This window comes from Sphingobacterium sp. UBA3549 (genome assembly GCF_002376635.1).
Lineage (GTDB): Bacteria > Bacteroidota > Bacteroidia > Sphingobacteriales > Sphingobacteriaceae > Sphingobacterium.
In genome coordinates, this window is record NZ_DFOE01000008.1 from 250,443 (window position 1) to 271,841 (window position 21,399).

Consider the following 21,399-nt stretch of genomic DNA (forward strand, 5'->3'; position numbering starts at 1 on the left):
ACGATTAAAAGGTAACATCCAGGCCTATAGTCCATTTCTTAGGGATCGGATATCCGTTACCCGTTGAATAACCGTTGGCTTCCACCGCTTCAGGATCTGGCACCGTCGACCAAGACTTAACAGCCACATTATCCACCACCCCGTACACGCGGAGCATTTTCAATTTAAGCTTCTTTATGATGGCCTGTGGGAACATATAGCTCAGCTGAATATTTTTGAGGCGTACAAAACTGGCATTTTCCACAAATGTGCTGTTGGCGATGTGCCAATTGTCGACCGTATTGTGAAACAGCGATGGGTATTTGGTCTGATCCCCATCTTTCATCCAGAAGTCGCTGGGGTTAAAATCGCCAGCAATGGCCGAATTGGTACCCCAGGTCGAATACAGGTTAGATGAACCCGCATCCTGCAATTTGTCCGACATATAACCGTTCCATAATGAGCGTCCAAACACAAAGCTCACCAGAGTGGATAAACTAAAATTCTTGTAAGAAAACTGGTTGATAAATCCGCCCACGAGGTCAGGATTCGGATTTCCCATATCAATTTTGTCGTTGTGGTCGATGGTGTAATCTCCATTCACATCCCGGCGGCGCGGATCGCCGGCCTGATATAAATTCCCCCTAAAATGCGTGAGTCTTTTTCCTGTCAAAGGATCTACAGGTACATCTGCAGTGGTCGCATATACTCCATCCACATCCCATACTTTAAACGGGAAAATAGGCTGACCTACGTTCAGTGCACGTTGCATCCATACCGGACCCACTTGTATTTCCTGTCCACCGCCAGGGAGGCTGGTGACATAGTTTTTATTGTAAGCAATATTGAAATTGGTGGTCCACTGGAACTCCGACGACGGAGCCATATTGCGTGAGATAAGCGTCATTTCTACCCCACTGTTTCTCACACTGATAAAATTGTTGGAAACCGTGCTGTATCCTGAGGTCAATGGCATGTTCAGATCGTATACCAGCTGTTTGGAGTCGCGCACATAAAAATCGGCAGTCACGGTAACGCGATCGTGCAGGAGGTTCATATCAAAACCGGCATTAAACTGCGGCGAGCGCTCCCATCGGATCGTCGGCGAGGTTGCTGCCGCGCCATAATTAGGCGCTACAGTAGGCTTGCCATTATAAGAGAGTACCGAACCACCGATACCATTTTCCAATACCGAGCCAGCGTATGAAGCATCAAAAGTCAGCCCCGTATAGCGTGCGTAGTATGAGCCCGGGTCACGTCCGGTAACACCATAGCTACCCCGTATTTTGAAAAAGGATATTGCATTTTTCACCCCCTGGAAAAAGGGCTCTTGCGAAAGCACCCAGCCAGCGGAGATGGACGGGAAAATACCCCAGCGGTTGTCCTTGCTGTAACGCGACGATGCGTCCATGCGATAGCTGGCAGAAAGCAGGTACTTGTCTTTGTAATCGTACCCAAAACGACCGAATACCGATACACGCGAGCGCTCATTGATGGAAGTTGTCGCATAGAGATCGGGGCCGGAAGGGATACCCGTTACGGTTTTTACATAATTCCCATTGTCGTTATAGCCATACATATAGTTTGCATTGGACGTATTGCGTTCAATACCGGTACCCAACACGGCACTAATATTATGGGTATCGCGAATGCTCTTGATGTAGTTAAAATAGGTTTCCCATTCCCAGCGTTTATTTTGGTTCACCCAATTCTGAGCATAGTTTCTATTACCTGTCAGCAGTTTGGGACGAAAAAGATCACGCGTATTGTTGTTGACATTGAACGAAAACTGCGAACGTAGGGTCAGGCCATTGATCAGAAACTTTTTAAGTGTTCCGGCGAAATTTCCATTCAGGCTGATCGCGTTATCGCGGTCCATCATACCATCGTAGCGCCCCGTATAGATCTGTTGGTCTACGTCCGTAATCTGATAGAAAGAAGAAGGAAATCCCCAGGTACTAAATGGGTATTTTGTATCGTCCCCCGACCCATGTTTTGCTTTTGTAAAACCTGCGAACAAGTTGGTCTCAAACTGAAAATTGTCTGTTGGATTGGCCTGCAACATGAGGCGCGGCGTCAGGTTTTCATTTTCATAGCCCATCATTACACCCTGCTCATAGTAGCGCTGTGCCGAGAAACGGTATAAAAACTTTTCCATGGTGGCACCGATACTCATATTGACATTGTTGATGTTGGCCGACTGCAGAAAAAGCCCCTGCCAATCCGTATTATTATTAAATGCAGGGTTTAAACTATCCGTCAACATCGGACTGATCAAGCCATTGTTGAACCAGTCGTACGATCCACCCTGATAAAGCAGATTCATCTTCAGCCTACGCTCGGCTGCGCCCACGGTGATGGGCTTCATGGCCGGACGGCTCGAAACCCCGTTGTATGCCGAGATCCTGATTTCGGGTTTCCCCACTGCCGGACGTTTGGTTTTGATGATGATGACCCCATTTGCGGCACGGGCACCATAGATGGCCGATGCCGAGGCATCTTTTAAGATATCGACCGATTCGATATCGTTGGGATTGATAGCCTGCAACGGGCTTGCATTTCCGTAAGCCGCCTGTATATCGCTCACATCGTAAATAATATTGTCGATGACATACAAGGGAGCCTGCAGCTGATTATCGGCCAAGCCCAAGTTGCTCGTTCCGCGGATATTGACGATGTTATTGGTACCCGGTTCGCCCGATGTACTCAATACTGTCAGACCCGCCACACGTCCCTGCAACATGGCGTCGAAGGTGGCGTAAGGCGTATTTTCAAAATCCTTACCCTTCACGGTAGTGATGGCACCCGTCGTTTTGCGCCGCTGCACATCCTGATAGCCCATTACAACGACCTCATCGAGCCCCGTCCCATCTTCTTTCATGGTAATCTGGATGCTGTTGTCGCCATCACGCAGCTGTTTTTCTTGCCGCACATAGCCGAGGGAACTAAAAATCAAGGTTGGATTTGCCGATTTGAGTTTTAAGGTAAATTTTCCATCAGCACTCGTTTTCGTCGCATTGCTGACGCCTTTCTCTAAAACACTGAGATCAGGCAGAGGGGTGCCTTTTTCGTCTTTAACGATCCCCGTGACCGTTCTCTGTTGTTGCGCATACAGCTGTTGACATAGCAACAGCAGCAACATAAAAATACCCGTCAGGCATTTTTTTGGAAGATTTTCATACATAGTCATAATTTCGTTAAGCAGATGTTCAGTTTAGCATACTGGCAATGACACATTAGATCCCTGGGACAAACGCGATCCTTTTCGCAAAAAGGATATGAGCAGCATGTTAAAAATTGATTAGTTCTTCTTTCTGTAACAAAAATAGTACTTCGAAGCAGCGGATTTCGGTCAGATCTTACCCACTCATTCTAACATTTTAACAAAAGAAATGGTGGGTTTCCGGTGCGGTACAGTAGGGCCAATGAGGGTATAAAAACAGTGAATCCGTCTAGCTAAGCTATGGATAGATACCTTCGTTAGCTAGACGGATAGGGTTGCGATTAGCAAAACGGCACGTCAATAAGGCCGTGGCTATAAATTCGGCTAATCGTAGAGGTAATTTCTGTAGTTGCGCACATATATCTTGGGCGATATGCCCAATATACTGCGAAAAACACGGTTAAAGTTGGTGATGCTATTAAAGCCCGAATCGTAGGCAATCAGCGAGATCGAATCGTGCCGACCCAGCCCCAGCAATTTACAGGCTTCGCGGATACGCAGTTCATTCAGGTAGGCGATGAATGTTTTTCCCGTGCAATTTTTAAAATAGCGGCAAAAGGCGTGTGGCGTCAGATTTGCTTTTTCGGCGATTTCATCCAGACTGATATCCTCTTTAAAATGCTCTTCCAAAAATTGACATAATTTCTCTATCCGGAACGGTTTGGAGATTTCTTTTTTGGGCAATTGTACACCCGAAAGCGGTTCCAGTTCGGTGAATACTTTGCTGAGCGTTTTTAATAAATAGAAGAAATTTACGAGCTGATCCAAAAAATCAGACTTTTGCAGGATTTCGATGTAATGAGATACCTCTGCATGAAGTTTGGATGGAACCCTAAATCCGCGCTGGCATTTATGCACAAAATCGATCAGGTTTCGGAGTTCGGGCATCGTCGCCATGGTAGACAGTGCACCTTTGGTGCTAAAGAATAAAGAGATCGAGCGCACATGTTCGCCTGCAAAGAAACTTTTAAAAACATGGGCCTGGTTTGTTCCCAATAGAAAAATGTCTCCCGGCTGGAATTCATGTACATTATCGTCCACCAGTAGCTGGCCGATACCTTCCTTGATCCAGATTAATTGATATTCTTCATGACGATGCATGTATGGATAAAATTTATCCAGCACATCTTCTTGAATATAGATAGATTTGTCCTGAGGGGCAGGAACTTTAAATTGAACTGGCTTCATAACAAGTTAGATTAGTTAATTGTCAATATGACATTAAATATACATAAGCCAATTTGGTGTTGCAATACTCAAACCAAAGATGTTAAAATACGGTGATAATTGGTTACAATTTGCATATATATAAATTATATCCAAACAGCTATCATCTTTTTTACGTTAGTATGAGCTTTATAAAACCAAAATCGCACTATAGATTTTAAAATTTTCACCCCGAACGGGTATAAAAAAGATATAAAACAAATAATTTATACCCGATGTAGTATAATTTAACAATATTTACTATATTTATATCAGAAAGGGTATAATTATGGATTCACTACGACTATTTGTAAAAAAGAAACGGAAAGAATTGAAGCTTACACAGGAAGACTTAGCTGATAATGCTGGAGTTGGCTTACGGTTTGTGCGTGATCTTGAGCAAGGAAAAAAAACGTTACGTTTAGACAAAGTAAACGACATATTGGCGTTATTCGGTAAAGAGGTTGGTGTAATTGATCAAATTAGAGAGTGATGGCGCGCGAAGCAAAAATATATTTTCACGATGATTTAGCTGGATATCTCATTGAGACTGATCATGGTTATTCATTTAGTTATGACGAGAACTATCTAAAAAAAATGGATCCACAACCTATCAGTCTAACTTTACCGATTTCCGAGAACGTTTATCATAGCAATATACTATTTCCGTTTTTTGATGGATTAATTCCCGAAGGATGGTTATTGGAAATCGGCGAAAAACATTGGAAGCTCAATCCTAGAGATCGTTTTGCACTATTAATCAACCTCTGTAGAGACACTATAGGAGCAGTTTCTGTTTATCCGATGGAGGCGGAAAACGATGGCTAATTGTTTGTTTTGCTATAAACCAGTTGAAACAGGAGACTATCATACGGCATGTTCACGAACATTTTTTGGAACGACACAAGTTCCCTATTTGGAGTTGGACCAAGAAAAATTGAAAAAATTAGCTGAAGTTACTGTAACCGAGAGATTGGCATTAACTGGCGTACAGCCAAAAATATCAATCAGTCTAAAAGGAGAAAAAGGGAATAAGCGACTTACATTAGTTGGCCTTTGGGGTGATTATATCCTGAAACCTCAATCGAAAGAATATCTACTCATGCCGGAAGTAGAAGATCTAACCATGCACCTCGCAGCGCTATTTAAGATAGAAACAGCAAAACACGCATTAATACGAACTTCCACTGGAGAACTAGCATACATTACAAAACGATTTGACCGTAAGAAGGACAAAAAAATCCATGTTGAAGATTTATGTCAGTTATCCCAGTTACTGACCGAGCAAAAGTACAATAGCTCCTATGAACGCGTAGGAAAAATCATCAAGCAGTTTGCTTCCAACATAGGATTAGATGCAATCAAATATTTTAGACTCGTACTATTTAGCTTTTTAACAGGAAATAACGACATGCATCTCAAGAATTTTTCATTAATGCATACCAATCATGGCGTTTTATTATCACCAGCATATGATCTCATTAATGTCAACTTAATCTATCCAAAGGATAAGGAGGATATGGCTCTCACATTGGGTGGTCGTAAACGAAAAATAAAACGGTCAGATTTTAACCAGCTTGCGCAAAGTTTGGGAATTTCTGAACTGGTCAGAGACAATATATATAAAGACTTCAGGAGAAATGTTGATAAAGTTAAAGAAATAATTGATCACAGTTTTCTAACAGATGATTTCAAAGAAAAATATGTTCAAATTGTCCACACTAAATTAAAACAGATCGAACTATAGAAAAGAATTTAGTGATCATGAATAAACTCCTATTTACCATCCTCTTTATTGTGGCTTCTACTTTCGGTGTTTCACAAACCTTGACTAAGGAAGCCACTGCTATCTGCTACCCGGCCCCCAACTCTTCAGCCAGCGATTGTAAGCCTTGATTAGCTTCTTCAAATCGTTTGAGTTCGACCGCATAAGATTCAGTAACCGTTTCGAGCAAGGCACTTCCCGCAGTAAAGTCAACATAGGCCATTACCGTATCACCACCCCACATCCAGTCAAAAATCAGGGCATAACCCTCCAAAACATAGCCCTCCAGTTGTTTTAAGAGAGCTAGCATCGGCAATATTTCAAGATAATTTTCACTGAAGTTCAATACGGCAAATGTCCAGTGTTGCTTTTCCTCATCATAATACTCCTTCGCACCGTAAAATCTATCCTTAAGCAGATTATCGAAGACTTCACGAATGCGCGCCTGTGAATAACTTGGAATAATTTCCAACGTTGTTTTGCTGTACATCTGCCGGCTCTCCCACCACTGCGACCAATTATCGTCTTTGTTCGGGGAAATCGGTTTAAAAGAAAAAAACTCGTTCAATCTCGATTTTTCTATTTTAATACTTATGTAAAGGCTATCCAATTCCATACGATTGTTCTAAGATATTCTTAACTTCTTTTTTAAACGTTACCGGCTCGACAGTTTGATCTTACCATCGCTATCAAAATCCGAATTGTCCGTCACTCTTTTGAGATTGAGCTGCTTTAAAGACAAGCCTTCCTGCAGGGGTATACCCGTAGTGTTTACCTTAAATAAGGGATAAGATAGTGGCTTTTCAGCCCATTCCAACACAAAATGATAGCCATCTACAATCTTTTGCTGGTCATCCGTCTTGATGATCAAGATATTGTGGAAGGTTTGCTCCGGTTTGGCAGGATCACTATTCGGTAATATACCCCGCGCTTTATAGGTGGCGATAAATTTATAATAGTGGTACTTGCCACCGATCGGATTAAATATTAATTCCCGACTATTATTTTCCGCAACCAGATCCGAAAAAGACTGCTCAAAATTGTCCAGTAATTTGTAATTAAAATCGGTATTGATCTTATTGGCGACTAGTATATAGGTCTTTTCATCTTTACCGGCACTATTTACCTTCGCTTGGTTTTGTGCAGCGGCCGAATAGCAAGTAAACCAACTTAACAATAGGACTATTAAATATCTCATCCTACTAATTTATTAAAATTCAAAGAATAATACCTTAGTTGGTCAACAATCATTTCATTTTTCGATTTCTAGCTGACACAAGCGGAGAACTTTTACACTACTCCAATAAATTTTCCAATAGCTTATTATGTATTGGTCAATTGGGAGACATTATCCGCGCAAATGCCCAATCATCCTGTAACCAAATTGCAGCTTTATTGCAGCTTTTAGAGTCTGGAGCGAACTATTAACTTATATTTATTAAGTTTGTAGCATAACGCATATTATTTCCGTTTGCAATAGTATAGTATCAAAATAAATTATGAAAAGACCTATTTTAACGAAATGCGCAGTTTTATTGATTTTCCAGTAATACTTCTTACTGACCTATTCTATTTTATTATGCTGAACATATTTGAAAAAGTAAATAAAGGGCAATGGTTGCTCTTTATCCTACCATTCTTTCTATTTGCGTGCGAAAAAGATGAGCGCGATGGCACAACCTGTGCGCAGAATTGTATTGTACTATCGGGCGTTGTAGTGGATACTCCTGCGAACAAATTATTATCTGATGCAGAAATTGGGATTTCTTTCCAATATTACAGTTTGTTCCTTAAACCATCTATAAGTTTGGGGAAAACAAAGACAGATGGTAAAGGGAAATATAGTTTTCGATTTGATGCCAGCAAATACCTATCCGAACATGGCTTTTTTATAGTTAGCGTCAAAAAGAATGGTTATTATCTTAATGCATATCATCCAGATTCGTATCAAAGCGTAGCTTCCTATGACTTGGACGAGCTCAAGTATGACATGCCAACTGATGAACGAATAATGCTGTTTAAAAGGGGCGAAATGGAGTTGCATGTAAAAAATGTCAAAAAACTCGATTTGAAGATGCTTTCGGTTAGCTATGGTCCAGAGAAATCCAATACGGGTTTTTCTATTGCTCCTGTTCCTCGTGATTTGGATACCATCGTTAGGGTAACCATTCCTGCCGATATGGAATCTGTATTAAAATGGCAAGGCTATAATGGACCGAACCCCTTACAATTCGACAAGGCCGCCACTGTTAATTCAGAAAAAGGAAGCTTTACACGCTATCAGTTAGATTTCTAGTGAGAACTAGCGCCAATTAAAAGAGAAAACAATTATAAAATCTATAACCCGATATTCATATGCTCAAAAAATTACTTTCCGGGATATCTTTTTCCCTATTAACTTTATCAGGAACCGCACTTTACGCGCAGCAAAACAATAGTGGCAGTTATGAGATCGAACTTTCTTTTACTCCTCTAGCAGAGCGTACTATTGGACCGCGGAGGAGCCTTATGGGAGCCGGTAGCGACGCCAGTAAAAATTATATAGCCGGATTGCTCCGCGTAGGGTATCACTATAATGAAATATGGTCTTTTGGTGTTGGTCTGGGTTATTCTCACCAGAACATTACGACAACATCGGCAATAGTCGATCCATCGGTGGAGCGGATGCAATATTCCTCGGAACTTTCTATTTGGGAATTCCCTTTAGACGCCAGGGTAAAATTTTTAAAATACCTTTATGCAAATGCGGGACCTATGTTACATATCCAGCAAAACTCAAATAGTCATGTAGACAAGCAGAATGGTATAGGTTTCCATATTGGACTGGGGGCAAAAATTCCATTATCCCAACAGTTTGCTGTTACACTGTCCCCACACTATAAGACGTACTCGCTCATCCCTTTCCAATCGGGGAGAAATTACGATCGCGTGCAGGTTTTGGGAATTGCGGTTGGATTAAATTATAGGTTTGCCAAGGATTAATATAAATCACAGACTAAACAGCCTCTTTTTCCATTTTCTCTACTGAAGAAAATTTATATCTTTATCAACAGGAAAACCTAAAATTATACTATTATTTACCGCAGGTTGCATTTAAATGATCATGAATAAACTACTATTTACTATCCTATTTGTTTTGGTTTCTACTCTCGGCTTTTCACAGACCTTGACTAAAGCAGACTTTCTTGAAGACCTCGATTTTTTAAAAAGAACATTGCCCGCCAAACATACCAACCTATTTGCTAAAACCACAAAAGCTACCTTTGAGAAGCTCGTCGATGACATTGCCAGCAAAGCGGATTCGTTGAATTATGAGACCTTCACCGTAGCGCTCTTCAAACTTGTGGTAAGTATAAAAGATGAGCATACATTTGTTGAAGCAAAATTCAATCGGATACTTCCCATTCAGCTGGATATGTTTAATGATGAAGTCTACATAACAGCTATAGATCCAGCTTTTGCATCGTTATTGGGAACCAAATTAGTCGCAATCAATAACCACAGCTTCAAACAGATTAATGCTTTATTTAAGGAGGCTATCCTAAGTGAAAACCGCTCGTATTTCAATGATCACCTGCTCCGTTTCATCAACAATCCGGCTTTTTTAAAAGGCCTTGGCATCATCGATTCGGACAAAGAAGCAGCATTCACATTTGTTGACCGGAACAATAAAATCAGTAAGATAAAATTGACGTCATCGGAAGGCAATGACCTAAAAAAATTAAACCTAACAGCAGGTGCAGTCAATCTACTTTCAAAAAAGAAAAAAGGAAACTATTGGTACGATTATGACGCTGCTCACAAAATTCTTTATTTTAATTATACGACATGCCGGGAAGATCCGGCCCACCCTTTCGATCAATTCAATCAGGAGTTGTTCACGTTGATCAATGCCGAACATCCCAATAAAATTGTGCTGGATCTAAGGTATAACAACGGCGGGAATTCCGGTATTTTAACACCATTTATTGATCAAATCAAAAACAGCTACCTGAATAGAAAAGACAGTTTTTTTGTATTGATAGGCAAGAATACCTTCTCCTCGGCTGTGATGAATGCCGTTGAACTGAAGAAAAATTCCAATGCAACCTTTATTGGTGAAGAAACCAGTGGTTCAATCAATCATTACGGAGAAGTTAGAGGATTCAGTTTACCAAAATCAGACATCGTAATTGCCTACTCGACGAAATACTGGGAAGTATGGAAAGGGAAAAAAGGACCGCTAAAACCTGATATCGATATTAAGTATACGATCGAGAATTATATGAAAGGAAAAGACGAGGCATTAATGAACATATGGCCCCAACGACCGCATCCTAAAGGAAAGCCAATAAGCAGCGCACTAATACTGCGATAAAAAATCTACCTTCCTGACAGGTTAATCTTTCCATCGTTATTAAAATCGGTATTGATCTTATTGGTCACCAATACATAGGTCTTCTCATCTTTACCGGCACTATTTCCCTTCGCTTGGTTTAGCTTCCCAGCAAACATTTCATTTTTCGATTTCTAGCTGACACAGGCACAACACCTTTACACTACTCCAATAAATTTTCCAATAGCTTATCACGGAAGAAACATCCCAGGTCAAGGCTATTTCTTATCAAACCAACGCTTAAAGTGAGCAGCATCATACCGGCTAACCATTACCTCCTCATGCTTGCCGAAGCTATCTTTCAACGCGATAGCCAGCACCCCATTGGCTAAAGGCTTGTATCCTTTTATAATACTCCGATTGACGATATAACGCCTGTACATCAGATAGTATTGATCGTGATCAAGTACCTTCATCAGGTTGTCGAGACTATAGTTGTGGGTATACTCGCGACTTCCGGTTAAGGTAAGCAGCCTTTTGTCATCTGCCGAACTTTTGATAAGCGCAATCCCATGCAGCGGCACGTAATTATCTTCGTAACCATACTTTACTTTCAGACAGGAATCGAGACTAACCGCATCCGAAATATCGTCTACCCGTTCGGCCTCCGCTTTCAGCGGCAGCTCTTCGTAGGTGACAATGATTTCCCGGAGGACTGTTTTCTCAATTTCGGCCTCTAAGTATTGATCTTTCACAAATCGGGCAAACCGCATCACATACATCACCATAAAGAGCAGATTCAAGATAAAAATAAACAAAAACAGGAACCCAAATTCGTTGGACAGGTAGCGCATAATGACTCGCCAACCTTCTTCGTTCAATGGTAAAAATACCAGCACGGCGAAAATTACGGTGAGCAACGAAGGCAATACTAATCCGTATAGAATCTGCCTGATTAGCCTAGGTTTAAAATCCGTCAGCCAAGAGCGTTTGCTATCCAAGTACCTGTTAAAAATATGCATACCGCTAAGCACCGCCATAGCGATCGATGCGGAAAGAAGCCAGTACAGATAGAATATCGGTGCCGAATACCGCGCATCGAAAACAAGAAACGCGCCGGGCGAACAGAAAAAATTACCCAATAGAATCGCCAAAAGTAGCTGGAGCCTAATCGGTAAGTAGTGGACATGGATCTCGGAATGAAAGGTTTCGATAAGCTTTTTAGTCTGCATAAAAATTGTGGAATTGATTAAGGCAACCTAAAATAACTAATTTATCAAATAAAAAAATATAAAAGCCTTGCATTCTTCGGCAGCATTGCATAAATACGGCCTTATTTCTCTATAAAAATGCAATTCAGGCTACCATTCGTCCTACAATTTTATTTTTATACCGTGCTAAAAAACCCTTTATAGACACCCCTATAGCAAGATTTAAACATTTGTTCTATACCATTCATTCCGATGCCAACATTTTACCTTGACTTCGAGGAAAGACCTTGTTAATTTTATGATAGCATAATTCATTATTGGATGAACAATTACAGCAATGCCATTTGGTGCAGACCGAATGACCATGTACCTTAAAAAAATAAGTTATGATCCGATCGTTGAACCAACTGGAAGATGCCATTCTTGCTTATGGCCTACTGCACGATAACCCGAATGGAAATTATATACCAAGCGACGAAGCGATCGTCATCGCCTGCGATGCGCTGATACGCGATTCGGAACAGCTCTATATCAGTCACGCGAAATCGCGCATGGCTAAAGAATCTTTTCGCCGCTATTACACCAAATTCAGGCTGCTATTTGACAAGCTTTACCTGTACAAGGCCCAGCAGCCGGATGATACCATTAAAAAACTGCACGAGAGTATTGGCCAGAGCATTCAGCGCTTTAAAGAGCATATGAATCCGTCGGAAGAGCTGCCCCTATACGACCAACAGCTGCTCAAATCGAACAGCCTCGCAAAACTTGCTCAATTATCGGTGTACTTACAGGCCAAGCAGCTCGACGAAAAATATCTTTTAGAAATCCAATATGGTTTAAATAGCCTGTTTGACGAGCATAAGCCGCCCAAGCTCCTGTACTACCATGTCGAATGGCTGGAAACTTTCCTTTCGGCGCTAGAAAACCTGGCCCATGATAAGCGTGTCAAGCATTACGCCAAACGTTTTATTGAGTTACTGATCCGCTACAACTTTAACTATCTCGGCTTATGCAACCGGTGGCATGAACAGCTCGAAGCGCAGATCGATACGCTTCCCCGTTCGGAAAAGCTGTCTATACTGCTGCTTATGGAAAAAGAAATTACCCATTATCATCCCCTGCCGATGCTTTATTACGACATTGAGCAACCCCATCTCAAAACAACGATGAATGAATACATTTGGGCCGAACTGGATTATCTTGAAAAAATGTCGAAACTGGCATCGGTAAACAATGATTCACGACCCGAGATTCTCGCGTCTTCCAATGGGATCCATACGACGCTGACGGGCGAGGGTCTTACCTGCCTATTCCACTATTGCAGTAAAGTGGGCCTGTTTAAAAATAAGCATAAAAGCGATGCAGCCATTGGCGTAGCGCAGCATACCGTTACCGATCGCGGCAACCGCATCACGGCCAATCAGCTGGCCAAATTCAACAAATTTGAGCATATACTCAGCCTCTATATCATCGAAGATAAGCTTAAAGAAATGCTGCATTGTATAAAAAACGACATTGAAGAAGTGGAGCGAAGAAAATAATGGCCTTTTCAAAAAAACTTGGGGGATTCCACTTTATCCCCCTCCAGTGCAGGCACCTCCCGCATAGCCTATTGTCCCCAAAAACAGCACGCTGCATCCTTTGCATACGCTTCTCCCGCTGCTCTCGGTTATACTAGCAGTAAAACCGCCATATCCCCAATTACATCAGTCACCATTTCCCCAGCTGCTTTAAAGGCGGTTTGCTTGGCGAAATCCTTCTATATAAGATTGCCGCTTATTGTCTTTTCTTTGCTTTCAGACTTACACAGTATACACCATGAAAGCGAAAAAGATTACCTATCAGATCATCGTCATTACACTGATGGCACTTTGGATCCCGATCAGTCTGGACAAGTTTATCGACTATGAACTGTTCAAGTCTGCGATGATACAACAGCCGTTTAGCGATGGTCTGGGAATTTTACTTGCCAATACCTTACCCACGATTGAGCTTACGGTGGGTCTACTGTTTATCGTGCCCAAGATGAGAATATGGGCATTTGGACTGTCCTCATTGCTGATGGTGGTTTTTGTGGGCTATGTCAGCTTGGCGATCTTAAACGTATGGGGCAAAATCCCCTGCGGATGCGGCCTTGTGTTCCATCAGGTGGGCTGGGTGGCGCATCTGTGGCTCAATATCGGATTTTTACTGATCAGCCTAATCGGCCTATACCTGGAATTATCCGTGTTTAGAAATTACGGTTCAACAAATGGCAATAATAGCCATAGTGGGGGGCATCACCCCATACTTATAGCGATAAATTCAGAAGCTCAAGATGTCATGAAATTGAAAACCAGTGCTAGGTTAAAAAAAGAATAGTGTACCCGATTAACAGCGGAACTTGGATTCGAGGCTGATCCAGGTGAAGGGCGCGTCTGCCAAAAGACACTTATGGTGTTCCAGCGCTACTGTCGATGGCTACGTACAGAAAACCGACGCAGCGAAGGGATAAAAAAGAAATTTAAAAAATTAAAGTAAAAAAACTTAAAAATTAAAGACATGAGAAATTCAGGTAATTTTATTAAAAAACACGGTTTGGCCGTATTTGCCATGACACTTTTATTGGGTTATGGAGGTTTTAGTTATGCAAAATCGATGTTTGCGACGAATTGGTATTTAATTCAGAATCAAGGAACAAATCCAGATAACGACACCATTGGTGCCGTAACGATGGATCCAAGCCAAGGTGGGGAATGTGAAAGCGAACCTCACCCGGAGCGTTGTACCATCCAGTTGCAAAATGACAATAATTTTAATCTAGACGGACTGCAGGTCTCAGCTGCTAAAAGCCTTCCGGGGGTATCCGAATTAGATCGCACAAACTATAAATAATCATTAAAATTCAAAAAAATAGCCCCATATCTAACGATATGGGGCTATTTTTTAGCGTGGAAATTGAGTAACTTTTGAATTAATAATAACGTTATTGGGTACCAAAAATGTATATTTCAAGTCTTTTGCCATTATTGTATAGATTTTCCCAGCTAACGTACGATGAAGTTCAATATTTCGGTTCTCTATAAAATTAAACCGTCTCAGATCAATCCATCGAAGCCCTCTTATCAGTAGCTGTTTACGTCTCTCTAGCAATACCAGATCCAACGCCGCGTTTTTTTCCAAACCTTTGTATTCTTGGTAGGTATTCTTTGCAAAACGTGTTACCAACAACTCATTTAACTTATCTAACCCCAATTGTACTTGTCCTGCTCTGATCAAACATTCCGCATAAATCAAATACATTTCATCCAACGCTAAGCCGGTGAATACACTACTGGACCCTACATATGAACCTTTGTAAGAGTATAACCCATCGGATTCCAGCTTGAAGAATAAATTTTTCCGAAGATCGTTCTCGGCATAGCTTGTTATAAGATCAGCATTTATCCGTCCTTTGGTAGGCGCTACGGATTCGGTAGAATAACCTTGATCATAGAAAAGAATCTCTGAATTACCTACACCTCTACTTGGGAACGAGTAACGGCTACTTGCCGAAAAGTTTTGATAATTCAATAATTTACCAGCACCGTCGAGTACCATTTTCGCTGCCTCCAACGCATCATTGTAGCGTCCCATAGCGAGATATACACGAGCCAACATTGCATTAGCAGTACTTTTTGACGGCTGATAAAAATCAGTCGATTCATCACCCAACAATTGCTGTGCTGCTAAAAGATCTTCCAGTATACTATCGTACGTCTCGGATACCGAAGAGCGAATCGACACTTCCTGTGGATCGGCAGACTTGCGCAAGGGCAAGCCATAGGCTCTATGCTCCTCATCTCCTATCGGAGCGGCAAACTCGCTGGCCAGATGAAAGTTGGCATTAGCCCGATGGAACAAAGCCTTTCCTTTAATCTGATCGTATACGTTTGCATTGCCGGAAGTACGCTCAATCTTGGCAAGCCCTTCCAAGATAATATGAGCCGACAAAATCCGCTTGTAACCATAATTCCAATCCGGACATTCAGTACCCATAAATCTTTCATCCTGCCAGAGATACGCATTTTTCTCGCCCAGAGTCGTGAGCAGATCCCAAGAATTTTCACTTATCGTAAATTCTTCGCCCGCGGTTGTAGCCATCGAGGAAGCACTGCTTCCGCTAAAAAGGCTCACATCACCAAGGAGTAAATTAAAATCGTCCAAAGAGATGGGGATGACTTGCTTGCGGTCTCTCTTTATATCGAGAAAATCGGGATTGCAAGCACTATTCAAGGCAAAGAGCAATCCCAGTATAATTACTTTTTTCATTTTTTTTACCATTCTAATTGAAGACCTACTGTATATGTTCGGGGAGCAGGATATGCTGCTGCTACCACATCCGGATCCAATCCAACCTTATTGGCCCTGTAGAGGATGCCAACATTACGTACATAGCCGAAAACATGTAATCTAGCCTTTTTGGCCATTGGCAGTTGATAAGATAAACGCACATCCGACAGACGGATAAAATCACCTTTCTCAATCATCAATTCGGATTCTGTATATAAGGCATCGCGATAGACGTCTACGGCAGTAGGTATTGCCGGAACGCTGCTTATCAGTTCATCACCCGGTGTTTGCCATCGGTTCAAGTAGTCCTGATGTCCGATTCCACTGTAAAAAAGCTTAAAATAGTCGATTGTGTTACGACGAAAATAAAAGCCATTTTTCCACTCCAGATTGGCACTTAGTTCGAAATTTTTGTACGCGACCTGATGGCGCATAGATCCCTGATAAGGCGGGAAATTTGGACCTATAAATATAATATCATCCAAAGTCGCATTTGTTGCATACTTCATATAATTCTGATCACCATCCGGGGTTATCAGCTGGCCATTTTCAGCACTGATACCGTTAAACTTCCAAGCATACAGCGCATCGCGGCTATAGCCAACACGGGGTTGTGCATTGCTTACCATTTGTGCCATCGTTATAGCATCATTCGCCATATACTTGGTCACTTTGTTTTTGGTCATGCTCCAGAGAAGATTGATATCCCACCTGACTACACCCTGCAACGCTTTTACAGCGAAGGTGAGGTCAACGCCATTTGTACGGAGGTTAGCATAATTGATCCTATTATCAATATAGTAACTCGTTCCTTCGGGTGATATACCCGTACTGGGATCGAGATAATTCGGCCCGATCAGGTCTTTGCCCGACTTAACGTAGTAATCTACCGACCCTGACACCCTTTGCTGGAGCACAGAAAAATCGAGACCAACATTCAAGGTAGTCAGTTTCTCCCACCTCAGATTAGGGTTTCCGGCGCTTGTCAGCTTTGCATATGGTAAACCTGTCGTCAGGTTGGCACTACTGATCCGCATGGATGGATATGCACTGATGGTATTATTCACATTTCCGCTATAGCCATAGGTGGTACGCAGCGTGAGTTTATCCAACCACTTGGCATGATCCGCGAACAGGGGCAACAACTGTTCGGACAAGCCAATTGACCACAATGGTACACCCCGTTGATTAGTCTTTACGCCAAAAAGGTTCGAGGCATCCCAACGGATACTTCCGCTAATACCATGTGTCCTATTTAGCAGATAGGTCGCATTGGCAAAATAAGAGATAAAGCGATCTACGGTAAAACGTTCTTCAAACGGGGTTGCCGGAATCACGCTTGCCCCATTAGGCCGCATTGCATACTGTTTGCTGTAATCGAGGTTCGTCAGGTATGTCCCATTATCGGCACGATAGCCGTATAGACGGTACCCGATATCCCGGCTTAGTGTATTTTGGCTGATCTCCGCGCCTGCCAGCGCGACCAATTGATGATCCATACTCCATTGCCGCGTATAATCCAGCTGAATCCTTCCATTATGCCCAATAATCTCGCTGTTTTGCCCGTCTTTGATTCCACCGAGCGGGACAACTCTTGTGCCATCTGCCTGTGTAAACTGGTTGATCAGATTGCGAACAAAATAACTGTCAGCATCATAAAGATGCTGCTGCTTTACGGCCTGATGCTGGTAACGGTACTTTAAATTCACAGAAAAACCACTTCCAATTTTATAATTTAACCCTGTACCTAGCGTAAGCTGTTTGGAAAAAGAACTGATATCGCGCCTATTGCGGTCTACAAGTGGGTTAAAAGTCCAATCCAGTAGCCCATCACTTTCGGCGCCGTCGCGATAGGCGTGGTTAAACTGATAATTTAGGCTTGCAGGCGTGCCGTCTGTATTTTGTAAAAACACATAAGGAGACAACCCTGAGCCCGAAGCTGTGAGCTGCTGTAGTCTATAACCATTCTGCTGTTCCTTATCTGCTGCGTAACGCAAGTACGTATTAACTGTCAATCGATTACCGATTTTTAAATCGTGATCGATGTTGAAGGTCAGTCTCTGGTCGCTATTGCCAATGATCGATTGTGGATTACGGTCGTAGCTGCCCGAGATAAAGTAGCTGCTCTGTTCGGCACCTCCCCTAGCCTGTATTGCATAGCGCTGGCTTAGCGCATTTCGGTACACTAATTTTTTGGCTTCCTGGCGTATGTCCTGCTGCTGCATATGCGCTTTGATCGTTTCAAAATCTGCTATTGCGATGTCATTAGCATCGCGTTTAAACAACAATCCGACATAATCGGGGATATAGAGCGATTCCATGTTGTAATAGTTTCCCTTGCCATACAGGTATTCTTCTACCTCCATCATATCCTTAGCAGGTAGAAACTGTCTACTGTAGAAAAGGTCAGGCTTTTGTGTCAGCTGCCAATTACTTTGAAAAGACAACCTGAGCGGCGCACCGAGGCTTCCTTTTTTGCTCGTTAAGACGATTACGCCATTCCCCGCCTTAGCTCCCCAGATGGCCGCAGCAGCTGCATCTTTCAATACAGTAACACTTTCAATATCATTTGGATTGATTGCATTGATATCGCCCTCATAAGGAAAGTTATCCAATATCACCAAAGGTTCAGTCGAAGATTGAATGGAGCTTATTCCCCGCACGCGCAATGCATTGGGGAATTTATTTTCACCCACACTCAGACTGCGGTCAAACTGCAGACCACTGGTGACGCCTTCCAAGCGATCCAGGATATTGCCGGCAGGATTACGCGTGAGCGTTTTCTGATCTACGGTTGCAAAAGATCCCGTCAGCATATTCTTATTCAGCGTGTAATAACCTGTATTGACAATCACCTCGTCCAATTGATTTTCGGCGTATCGCAACTGTATCGTTCCTAGATCCCGCGTCTTTCCTAGCGCTATCGACATTGGAGCGTAGCCCACCATCGTAATCCTGATCTGTTCACTTTTCTTTTTGTCGAAAGAGAAATAACCGGACGAATCTGTTTTGAGCTGTCTTTGATCAGGAAAAGTTGCTATGGTCGCTCCCGGTAGACTTGCACCATGACGACCTATCAGCCGACCAACATATGTCTGTGCCAGCACCACCTGTGGTGCCACGACAAGAAATAAAATAATATAAATATATCGCACGGCACCTCCCTAATTATTAATAACTAAAACAGGCACGGGCTTTTTCTCTATTTCCACTTTCAGTCCATAGGTATCCAAAAAGGCTTTCAATTCTTCGGGCGTTAGTTTGGACTTGGTAAAATACCTTCGCGGCAATTCATATGCATACGGAAAATCCTTTGGTAGCCCTATGCGGTTAAAAGCATTATCCACATCGATTTGATATCCATCTGTTTTGGCCAGCAACGCAGCTATGACAAGCGAGAGCTTATGTTCATTATCTTTTTCCTTGGACGGGTCATATTGTAGGTATTCGTCACCTGCACGTTTCTCGAGCGGACGGCTAAACAGCCTTTTGGTTTCCAAAATGGAATTTTTCACGCTGATGACCGGATAGTTTACTGGCGGGGTCAGTCCGATGTGCACATTCCAGCCTTTCGACTTTTTCAGATACTCGGCCCAATAGTGCTGCAGCAGAGCGAATCCCTTTTCCTTTCCCAAGGATTTTGGGATACGCATTTCATAACTGAACAAGTTTCTTTGAGACCAAGCCTCGTATAGCGAATCTATGGCATAAGGGGACAATCCTGCCGTTTGCTTCGTGTCCAATACCAAGTATTTTCTATCATCTGCGGTAAGTTCTATTCTAACAGCATTATTTTCAATATCGTAAAATGGAAAAATATCCTTTTTAAAAATATCGTAGAGCAGATAATCCAACTTTTGGTTTATCCCATAAAAAAGAATACTATCGCCCTGCACTTCAACACCACTACTATTTCTGGCATACTCCTGCACGTAGCCTCCGATCTTAAAAAACTTCTCGGTATGTAAAACCGTTGTAGGGGCATTATCACTGCTAAAAAGTGGTTTTGACAGATCGGCTAATTTCACATTCAATGCATTATACATTTTGGGCATCCCACCGTCCAACACATTCTTTAAATTCTTAACGGTGGCGTATTTCGCATAAGGTTTGGCAATTACGCGACCATCTTTGATCCATACCATGTGGGGAATAGATCGCTTGGGAAAATACTGCATTAAAAAAGTATCCGCATAGATTGTCTGATGGTTCCATTTAAACCGATCCATCAAGTGCTGGAATTTATTTATAGGTTCGTAATTAACGGGTACAATCGTAATTTTGGTTGTATCCAGATCGGGCAGGATTTCATGCAGATGCATAAGCGAGCCCAGGCAGGGTCTACACCAGCTAGCCCAAAAATCAAGAATGATTAGCTTATCCCGATCGGCCTCCAGATTACGCGTAAATGTTTTCTGACTGACCCAATCGACAAAGCGGTTCTGATGTGCAAAGAATTCATCAGGTATACGATCACCGATATATAACGATTTGGCATTCGGGACAACCATTGGCCCATCGGCCCCGCTGTCCTTGCGGGGCGTCTGAGCCGATAAACTAAACATAGAAACTAAACATAAAAACAAGCATGTCAAAATGATGCGATAGGCACGCTTATAATCTGCAACAGATAAAAAGCATTTTAAAGCCCGCTGAGCAACCACTTTACTTGTGGCAAGCAAAGTATCGAGACAAAACGCAAGAGAGCTACACATCGTGTTAAAAGACCTCAAAACAGACTGTTTAGGTTCAACTGTATTGGCTGATACAGGATCTACTACTGATTTCTCAACCAATACCTGCTCAATAGGTAACCAATTTCCCCCTTTCTCCCAGCATTGCTCGAATTTTCTTCGGGTGGGCTTCGGGTCTCCTTCGGATAAAATACGAGTAACGGTAAAGCAAAACCCGAGGCCGACCGCATGAAAGGCAGGAATTGGGGCGAAGTTGGTCAGGCAAAAGTCCCTAGAAGGTGATACCTCTCCCTCTAGTCGGCTGGCCTTCGGCTCAGCTTTGGGATTTCTTTGGGACATGTTCGAGACATGGTCGGGGACTCTTCGACTCGGCTTCGGCAGGGCTTCGACTGCGCTTCGGGTAGGAGTCGAAGCCCTGCCGAACAACAGTCGAAGCGTTCCCGAAGAAGAGTCGACGTTAGTACGAAGCAGTGTCGAACGATCCTCAAGCAAAACCCGAAGGCTGCCCGAGGAAACGGCTGTTTTAATTTGGTTTTGAATTTCACTATTAAAGCGCTTTTTTAGTCTAACATTCTTACGCAACAGTTGCGTAAATCGCGCTATAGCTGCACTTAAGCAGTGCTTCACAGGTACTTTAAATATATAGATTATACAGCCCATTACAAAGGCTAAAAATTTCAGGATATTCATTATTT

Annotated in this window: 18 protein-coding genes; 9 read left to right on the forward strand and 9 right to left on the reverse strand. The window is 42.4% G+C overall.

Annotation, left to right across the window (positions count from 1 at the left end):
• Positions 1-4: 4 nt before the first annotated feature.
• Positions 5-3,163 (reverse strand): SusC/RagA family TonB-linked outer membrane protein, encoded by a 3,159-nt coding sequence (locus tag B2W36_RS05715; protein WP_293886788.1) that lies wholly within the window; start codon positions 3,161-3,163, stop codon positions 5-7.
• Positions 3,164-3,526: 363 nt separating this feature from the next.
• Positions 3,527-4,390 carry an AraC family transcriptional regulator gene (locus B2W36_RS05720; RefSeq protein ID WP_293886790.1) on the reverse strand — a complete coding sequence of 288 codons (864 nt, stop codon included), beginning with the start codon at positions 4,388-4,390 and terminating at the stop codon, positions 3,527-3,529.
• A gap of 307 nt (positions 4,391-4,697) precedes the next feature.
• Here B2W36_RS05720 and B2W36_RS05725 point away from each other — a divergent pair, with 307 nt between their 5' ends.
• Genes B2W36_RS05725 through B2W36_RS05735 form a run of 3 tightly spaced genes read left to right on the forward strand, consistent with a single transcriptional unit; the run spans position 4,698 to position 6,155 of the window.
• Entirely contained in the window at positions 4,698-4,901 is a 204-nt protein-coding gene (locus B2W36_RS05725; protein ID WP_293886792.1) for a type II toxin-antitoxin system Y4mF family antitoxin, read from the forward strand.
• Positions 4,901-5,236, forward strand: a complete 336-nt coding sequence (locus tag B2W36_RS05730) for a HipA N-terminal domain-containing protein (protein WP_293886794.1) — start codon at positions 4,901-4,903, stop codon at positions 5,234-5,236. The genes B2W36_RS05725 and B2W36_RS05730 overlap by 1 nt, the downstream gene beginning before the upstream one ends.
• Positions 5,229-6,155, forward strand: coding sequence for a HipA domain-containing protein (locus tag B2W36_RS05735; RefSeq protein ID WP_293886796.1), 927 nt, complete (start codon positions 5,229-5,231; stop codon positions 6,153-6,155). The genes B2W36_RS05730 and B2W36_RS05735 overlap by 8 nt, the downstream gene beginning before the upstream one ends.
• A gap of 106 nt (positions 6,156-6,261) precedes the next feature.
• Here B2W36_RS05735 and B2W36_RS05740 read toward each other — a convergent pair whose 3' ends face one another.
• Entirely contained in the window at positions 6,262-6,789 is a 528-nt protein-coding gene (locus tag B2W36_RS05740; protein WP_293886798.1) for a hypothetical protein, read from the reverse strand.
• A gap of 39 nt (positions 6,790-6,828) precedes the next feature.
• The gene (locus B2W36_RS05745; RefSeq protein ID WP_293886799.1) at positions 6,829-7,371 is read right to left on the reverse strand and encodes a hypothetical protein; all 543 of its coding nucleotides are present in this window, start codon (positions 7,369-7,371) and stop codon (positions 6,829-6,831) included.
• Positions 7,372-7,695: 324 nt separating this feature from the next.
• Here B2W36_RS05745 and B2W36_RS05750 point away from each other — a divergent pair, with 324 nt between their 5' ends.
• The 3 genes from B2W36_RS05750 (at position 7,696) to B2W36_RS05760 (ending at position 10,530) form a co-directional block, all read left to right on the forward strand.
• Entirely contained in the window at positions 7,696-8,469 is a 774-nt protein-coding gene (locus tag B2W36_RS05750) for a hypothetical protein (protein WP_115047482.1), read from the forward strand.
• A 59-nt stretch (positions 8,470-8,528) separates the two neighbouring features.
• Positions 8,529-9,155 carry an outer membrane beta-barrel protein gene (locus tag B2W36_RS05755; RefSeq protein WP_293886801.1) on the forward strand — a complete coding sequence of 209 codons (627 nt, stop codon included), beginning with the start codon at positions 8,529-8,531 and terminating at the stop codon, positions 9,153-9,155.
• A gap of 121 nt (positions 9,156-9,276) precedes the next feature.
• On the forward strand, positions 9,277-10,530 hold the full coding sequence (locus B2W36_RS05760) for a hypothetical protein (protein WP_293886803.1): 1,254 nt from the start codon (positions 9,277-9,279) through the stop codon (positions 10,528-10,530).
• A 5-nt stretch (positions 10,531-10,535) separates the two neighbouring features.
• Here the strand turns inward: B2W36_RS05760 and B2W36_RS05765 are convergent, their stop codons facing one another.
• Together B2W36_RS05765 and B2W36_RS05770 are read right to left on the reverse strand one after the other, a co-directional pair.
• Positions 10,536-10,667: a hypothetical protein gene (locus B2W36_RS05765; RefSeq protein ID WP_293886805.1), complete on the reverse strand. Its 132-nt coding sequence runs from the start codon at positions 10,665-10,667 to the stop codon at positions 10,536-10,538.
• Positions 10,668-10,766: 99 nt separating this feature from the next.
• Positions 10,767-11,720 carry a LytTR family DNA-binding domain-containing protein gene (locus tag B2W36_RS05770; protein ID WP_293886807.1) on the reverse strand — a complete coding sequence of 318 codons (954 nt, stop codon included), beginning with the start codon at positions 11,718-11,720 and terminating at the stop codon, positions 10,767-10,769.
• Between the two features lie 365 nt (positions 11,721-12,085).
• Here B2W36_RS05770 and B2W36_RS05775 point away from each other — a divergent pair, with 365 nt between their 5' ends.
• From B2W36_RS05775 to B2W36_RS05785, 3 genes are all read left to right on the forward strand, one after another.
• Positions 12,086-13,240: a hypothetical protein gene (locus tag B2W36_RS05775; protein ID WP_293886809.1), complete on the forward strand. Its 1,155-nt coding sequence runs from the start codon at positions 12,086-12,088 to the stop codon at positions 13,238-13,240.
• Positions 13,241-13,517: 277 nt separating this feature from the next.
• Positions 13,518-14,060, forward strand: coding sequence for a MauE/DoxX family redox-associated membrane protein (locus B2W36_RS05780; RefSeq protein WP_293886811.1), 543 nt, complete (start codon positions 13,518-13,520; stop codon positions 14,058-14,060).
• A 180-nt stretch (positions 14,061-14,240) separates the two neighbouring features.
• Positions 14,241-14,573: a hypothetical protein gene (locus B2W36_RS05785; RefSeq protein ID WP_293886813.1), complete on the forward strand. Its 333-nt coding sequence runs from the start codon at positions 14,241-14,243 to the stop codon at positions 14,571-14,573.
• Positions 14,574-14,624: 51 nt separating this feature from the next.
• Here the strand turns inward: B2W36_RS05785 and B2W36_RS05790 are convergent, their stop codons facing one another.
• The 3 genes from B2W36_RS05790 to B2W36_RS05800 are packed head-to-tail and all read right to left on the reverse strand — an operon-like array spanning position 14,625 to position 21,394.
• Entirely contained in the window at positions 14,625-15,989 is a 1,365-nt protein-coding gene (locus B2W36_RS05790) for a RagB/SusD family nutrient uptake outer membrane protein (RefSeq protein ID WP_293886815.1), read from the reverse strand.
• 5 nt (positions 15,990-15,994) lie between these two features.
• Entirely contained in the window at positions 15,995-19,165 is a 3,171-nt protein-coding gene (locus B2W36_RS05795; RefSeq protein ID WP_293886817.1) for a SusC/RagA family TonB-linked outer membrane protein, read from the reverse strand.
• Between the two features lie 9 nt (positions 19,166-19,174).
• The gene (locus tag B2W36_RS05800; protein WP_293886819.1) at positions 19,175-21,394 is read right to left on the reverse strand and encodes a TlpA disulfide reductase family protein; all 2,220 of its coding nucleotides are present in this window, start codon (positions 21,392-21,394) and stop codon (positions 19,175-19,177) included.
• Positions 21,395-21,399 lie beyond the last annotated feature (5 nt).

What these genes read in the sequence shown, in the direction of transcription:
- B2W36_RS05725 (WP_293886792.1), top strand. Translation starts at nt 4,698, where the DNA reads ATGGATTCACTACGACTATTTGTAAAAAAGAAACGGAAAGAATTGAAG.
- B2W36_RS05715 (WP_293886788.1), bottom strand. Translation starts at nt 3,163, where the DNA reads ATGTATGAAAATCTTCCAAAAAAATGCCTGACGGGTATTTTTATGTTG.
- B2W36_RS05760 (WP_293886803.1), top strand. Translation starts at nt 9,277, where the DNA reads ATGAATAAACTACTATTTACTATCCTATTTGTTTTGGTTTCTACTCTC.
- B2W36_RS05780 (WP_293886811.1), top strand. Translation starts at nt 13,518, where the DNA reads ATGAAAGCGAAAAAGATTACCTATCAGATCATCGTCATTACACTGATG.
- B2W36_RS05720 (WP_293886790.1), bottom strand. Translation starts at nt 4,390, where the DNA reads ATGAAGCCAGTTCAATTTAAAGTTCCTGCCCCTCAGGACAAATCTATC.
- B2W36_RS05765 (WP_293886805.1), bottom strand. Translation starts at nt 10,667, where the DNA reads ATGTTTGCTGGGAAGCTAAACCAAGCGAAGGGAAATAGTGCCGGTAAA.
- B2W36_RS05740 (WP_293886798.1), bottom strand. Translation starts at nt 6,789, where the DNA reads ATGGAATTGGATAGCCTTTACATAAGTATTAAAATAGAAAAATCGAGA.
- B2W36_RS05735 (WP_293886796.1), top strand. Translation starts at nt 5,229, where the DNA reads ATGGCTAATTGTTTGTTTTGCTATAAACCAGTTGAAACAGGAGACTAT.
- B2W36_RS05770 (WP_293886807.1), bottom strand. Translation starts at nt 11,720, where the DNA reads ATGCAGACTAAAAAGCTTATCGAAACCTTTCATTCCGAGATCCATGTC.
- B2W36_RS05800 (WP_293886819.1), bottom strand. Translation starts at nt 21,394, where the DNA reads ATGAATATCCTGAAATTTTTAGCCTTTGTAATGGGCTGTATAATCTAT.
- B2W36_RS05790 (WP_293886815.1), bottom strand. Translation starts at nt 15,989, where the DNA reads ATGAAAAAAGTAATTATACTGGGATTGCTCTTTGCCTTGAATAGTGCT.
- B2W36_RS05745 (WP_293886799.1), bottom strand. Translation starts at nt 7,371, where the DNA reads ATGAGATATTTAATAGTCCTATTGTTAAGTTGGTTTACTTGCTATTCG.
- B2W36_RS05750 (WP_115047482.1), top strand. Translation starts at nt 7,696, where the DNA reads ATGCGCAGTTTTATTGATTTTCCAGTAATACTTCTTACTGACCTATTC.
- B2W36_RS05730 (WP_293886794.1), top strand. Translation starts at nt 4,901, where the DNA reads ATGGCGCGCGAAGCAAAAATATATTTTCACGATGATTTAGCTGGATAT.
- B2W36_RS05755 (WP_293886801.1), top strand. Translation starts at nt 8,529, where the DNA reads ATGCTCAAAAAATTACTTTCCGGGATATCTTTTTCCCTATTAACTTTA.
- B2W36_RS05785 (WP_293886813.1), top strand. Translation starts at nt 14,241, where the DNA reads ATGAGAAATTCAGGTAATTTTATTAAAAAACACGGTTTGGCCGTATTT.
- B2W36_RS05775 (WP_293886809.1), top strand. Translation starts at nt 12,086, where the DNA reads ATGATCCGATCGTTGAACCAACTGGAAGATGCCATTCTTGCTTATGGC.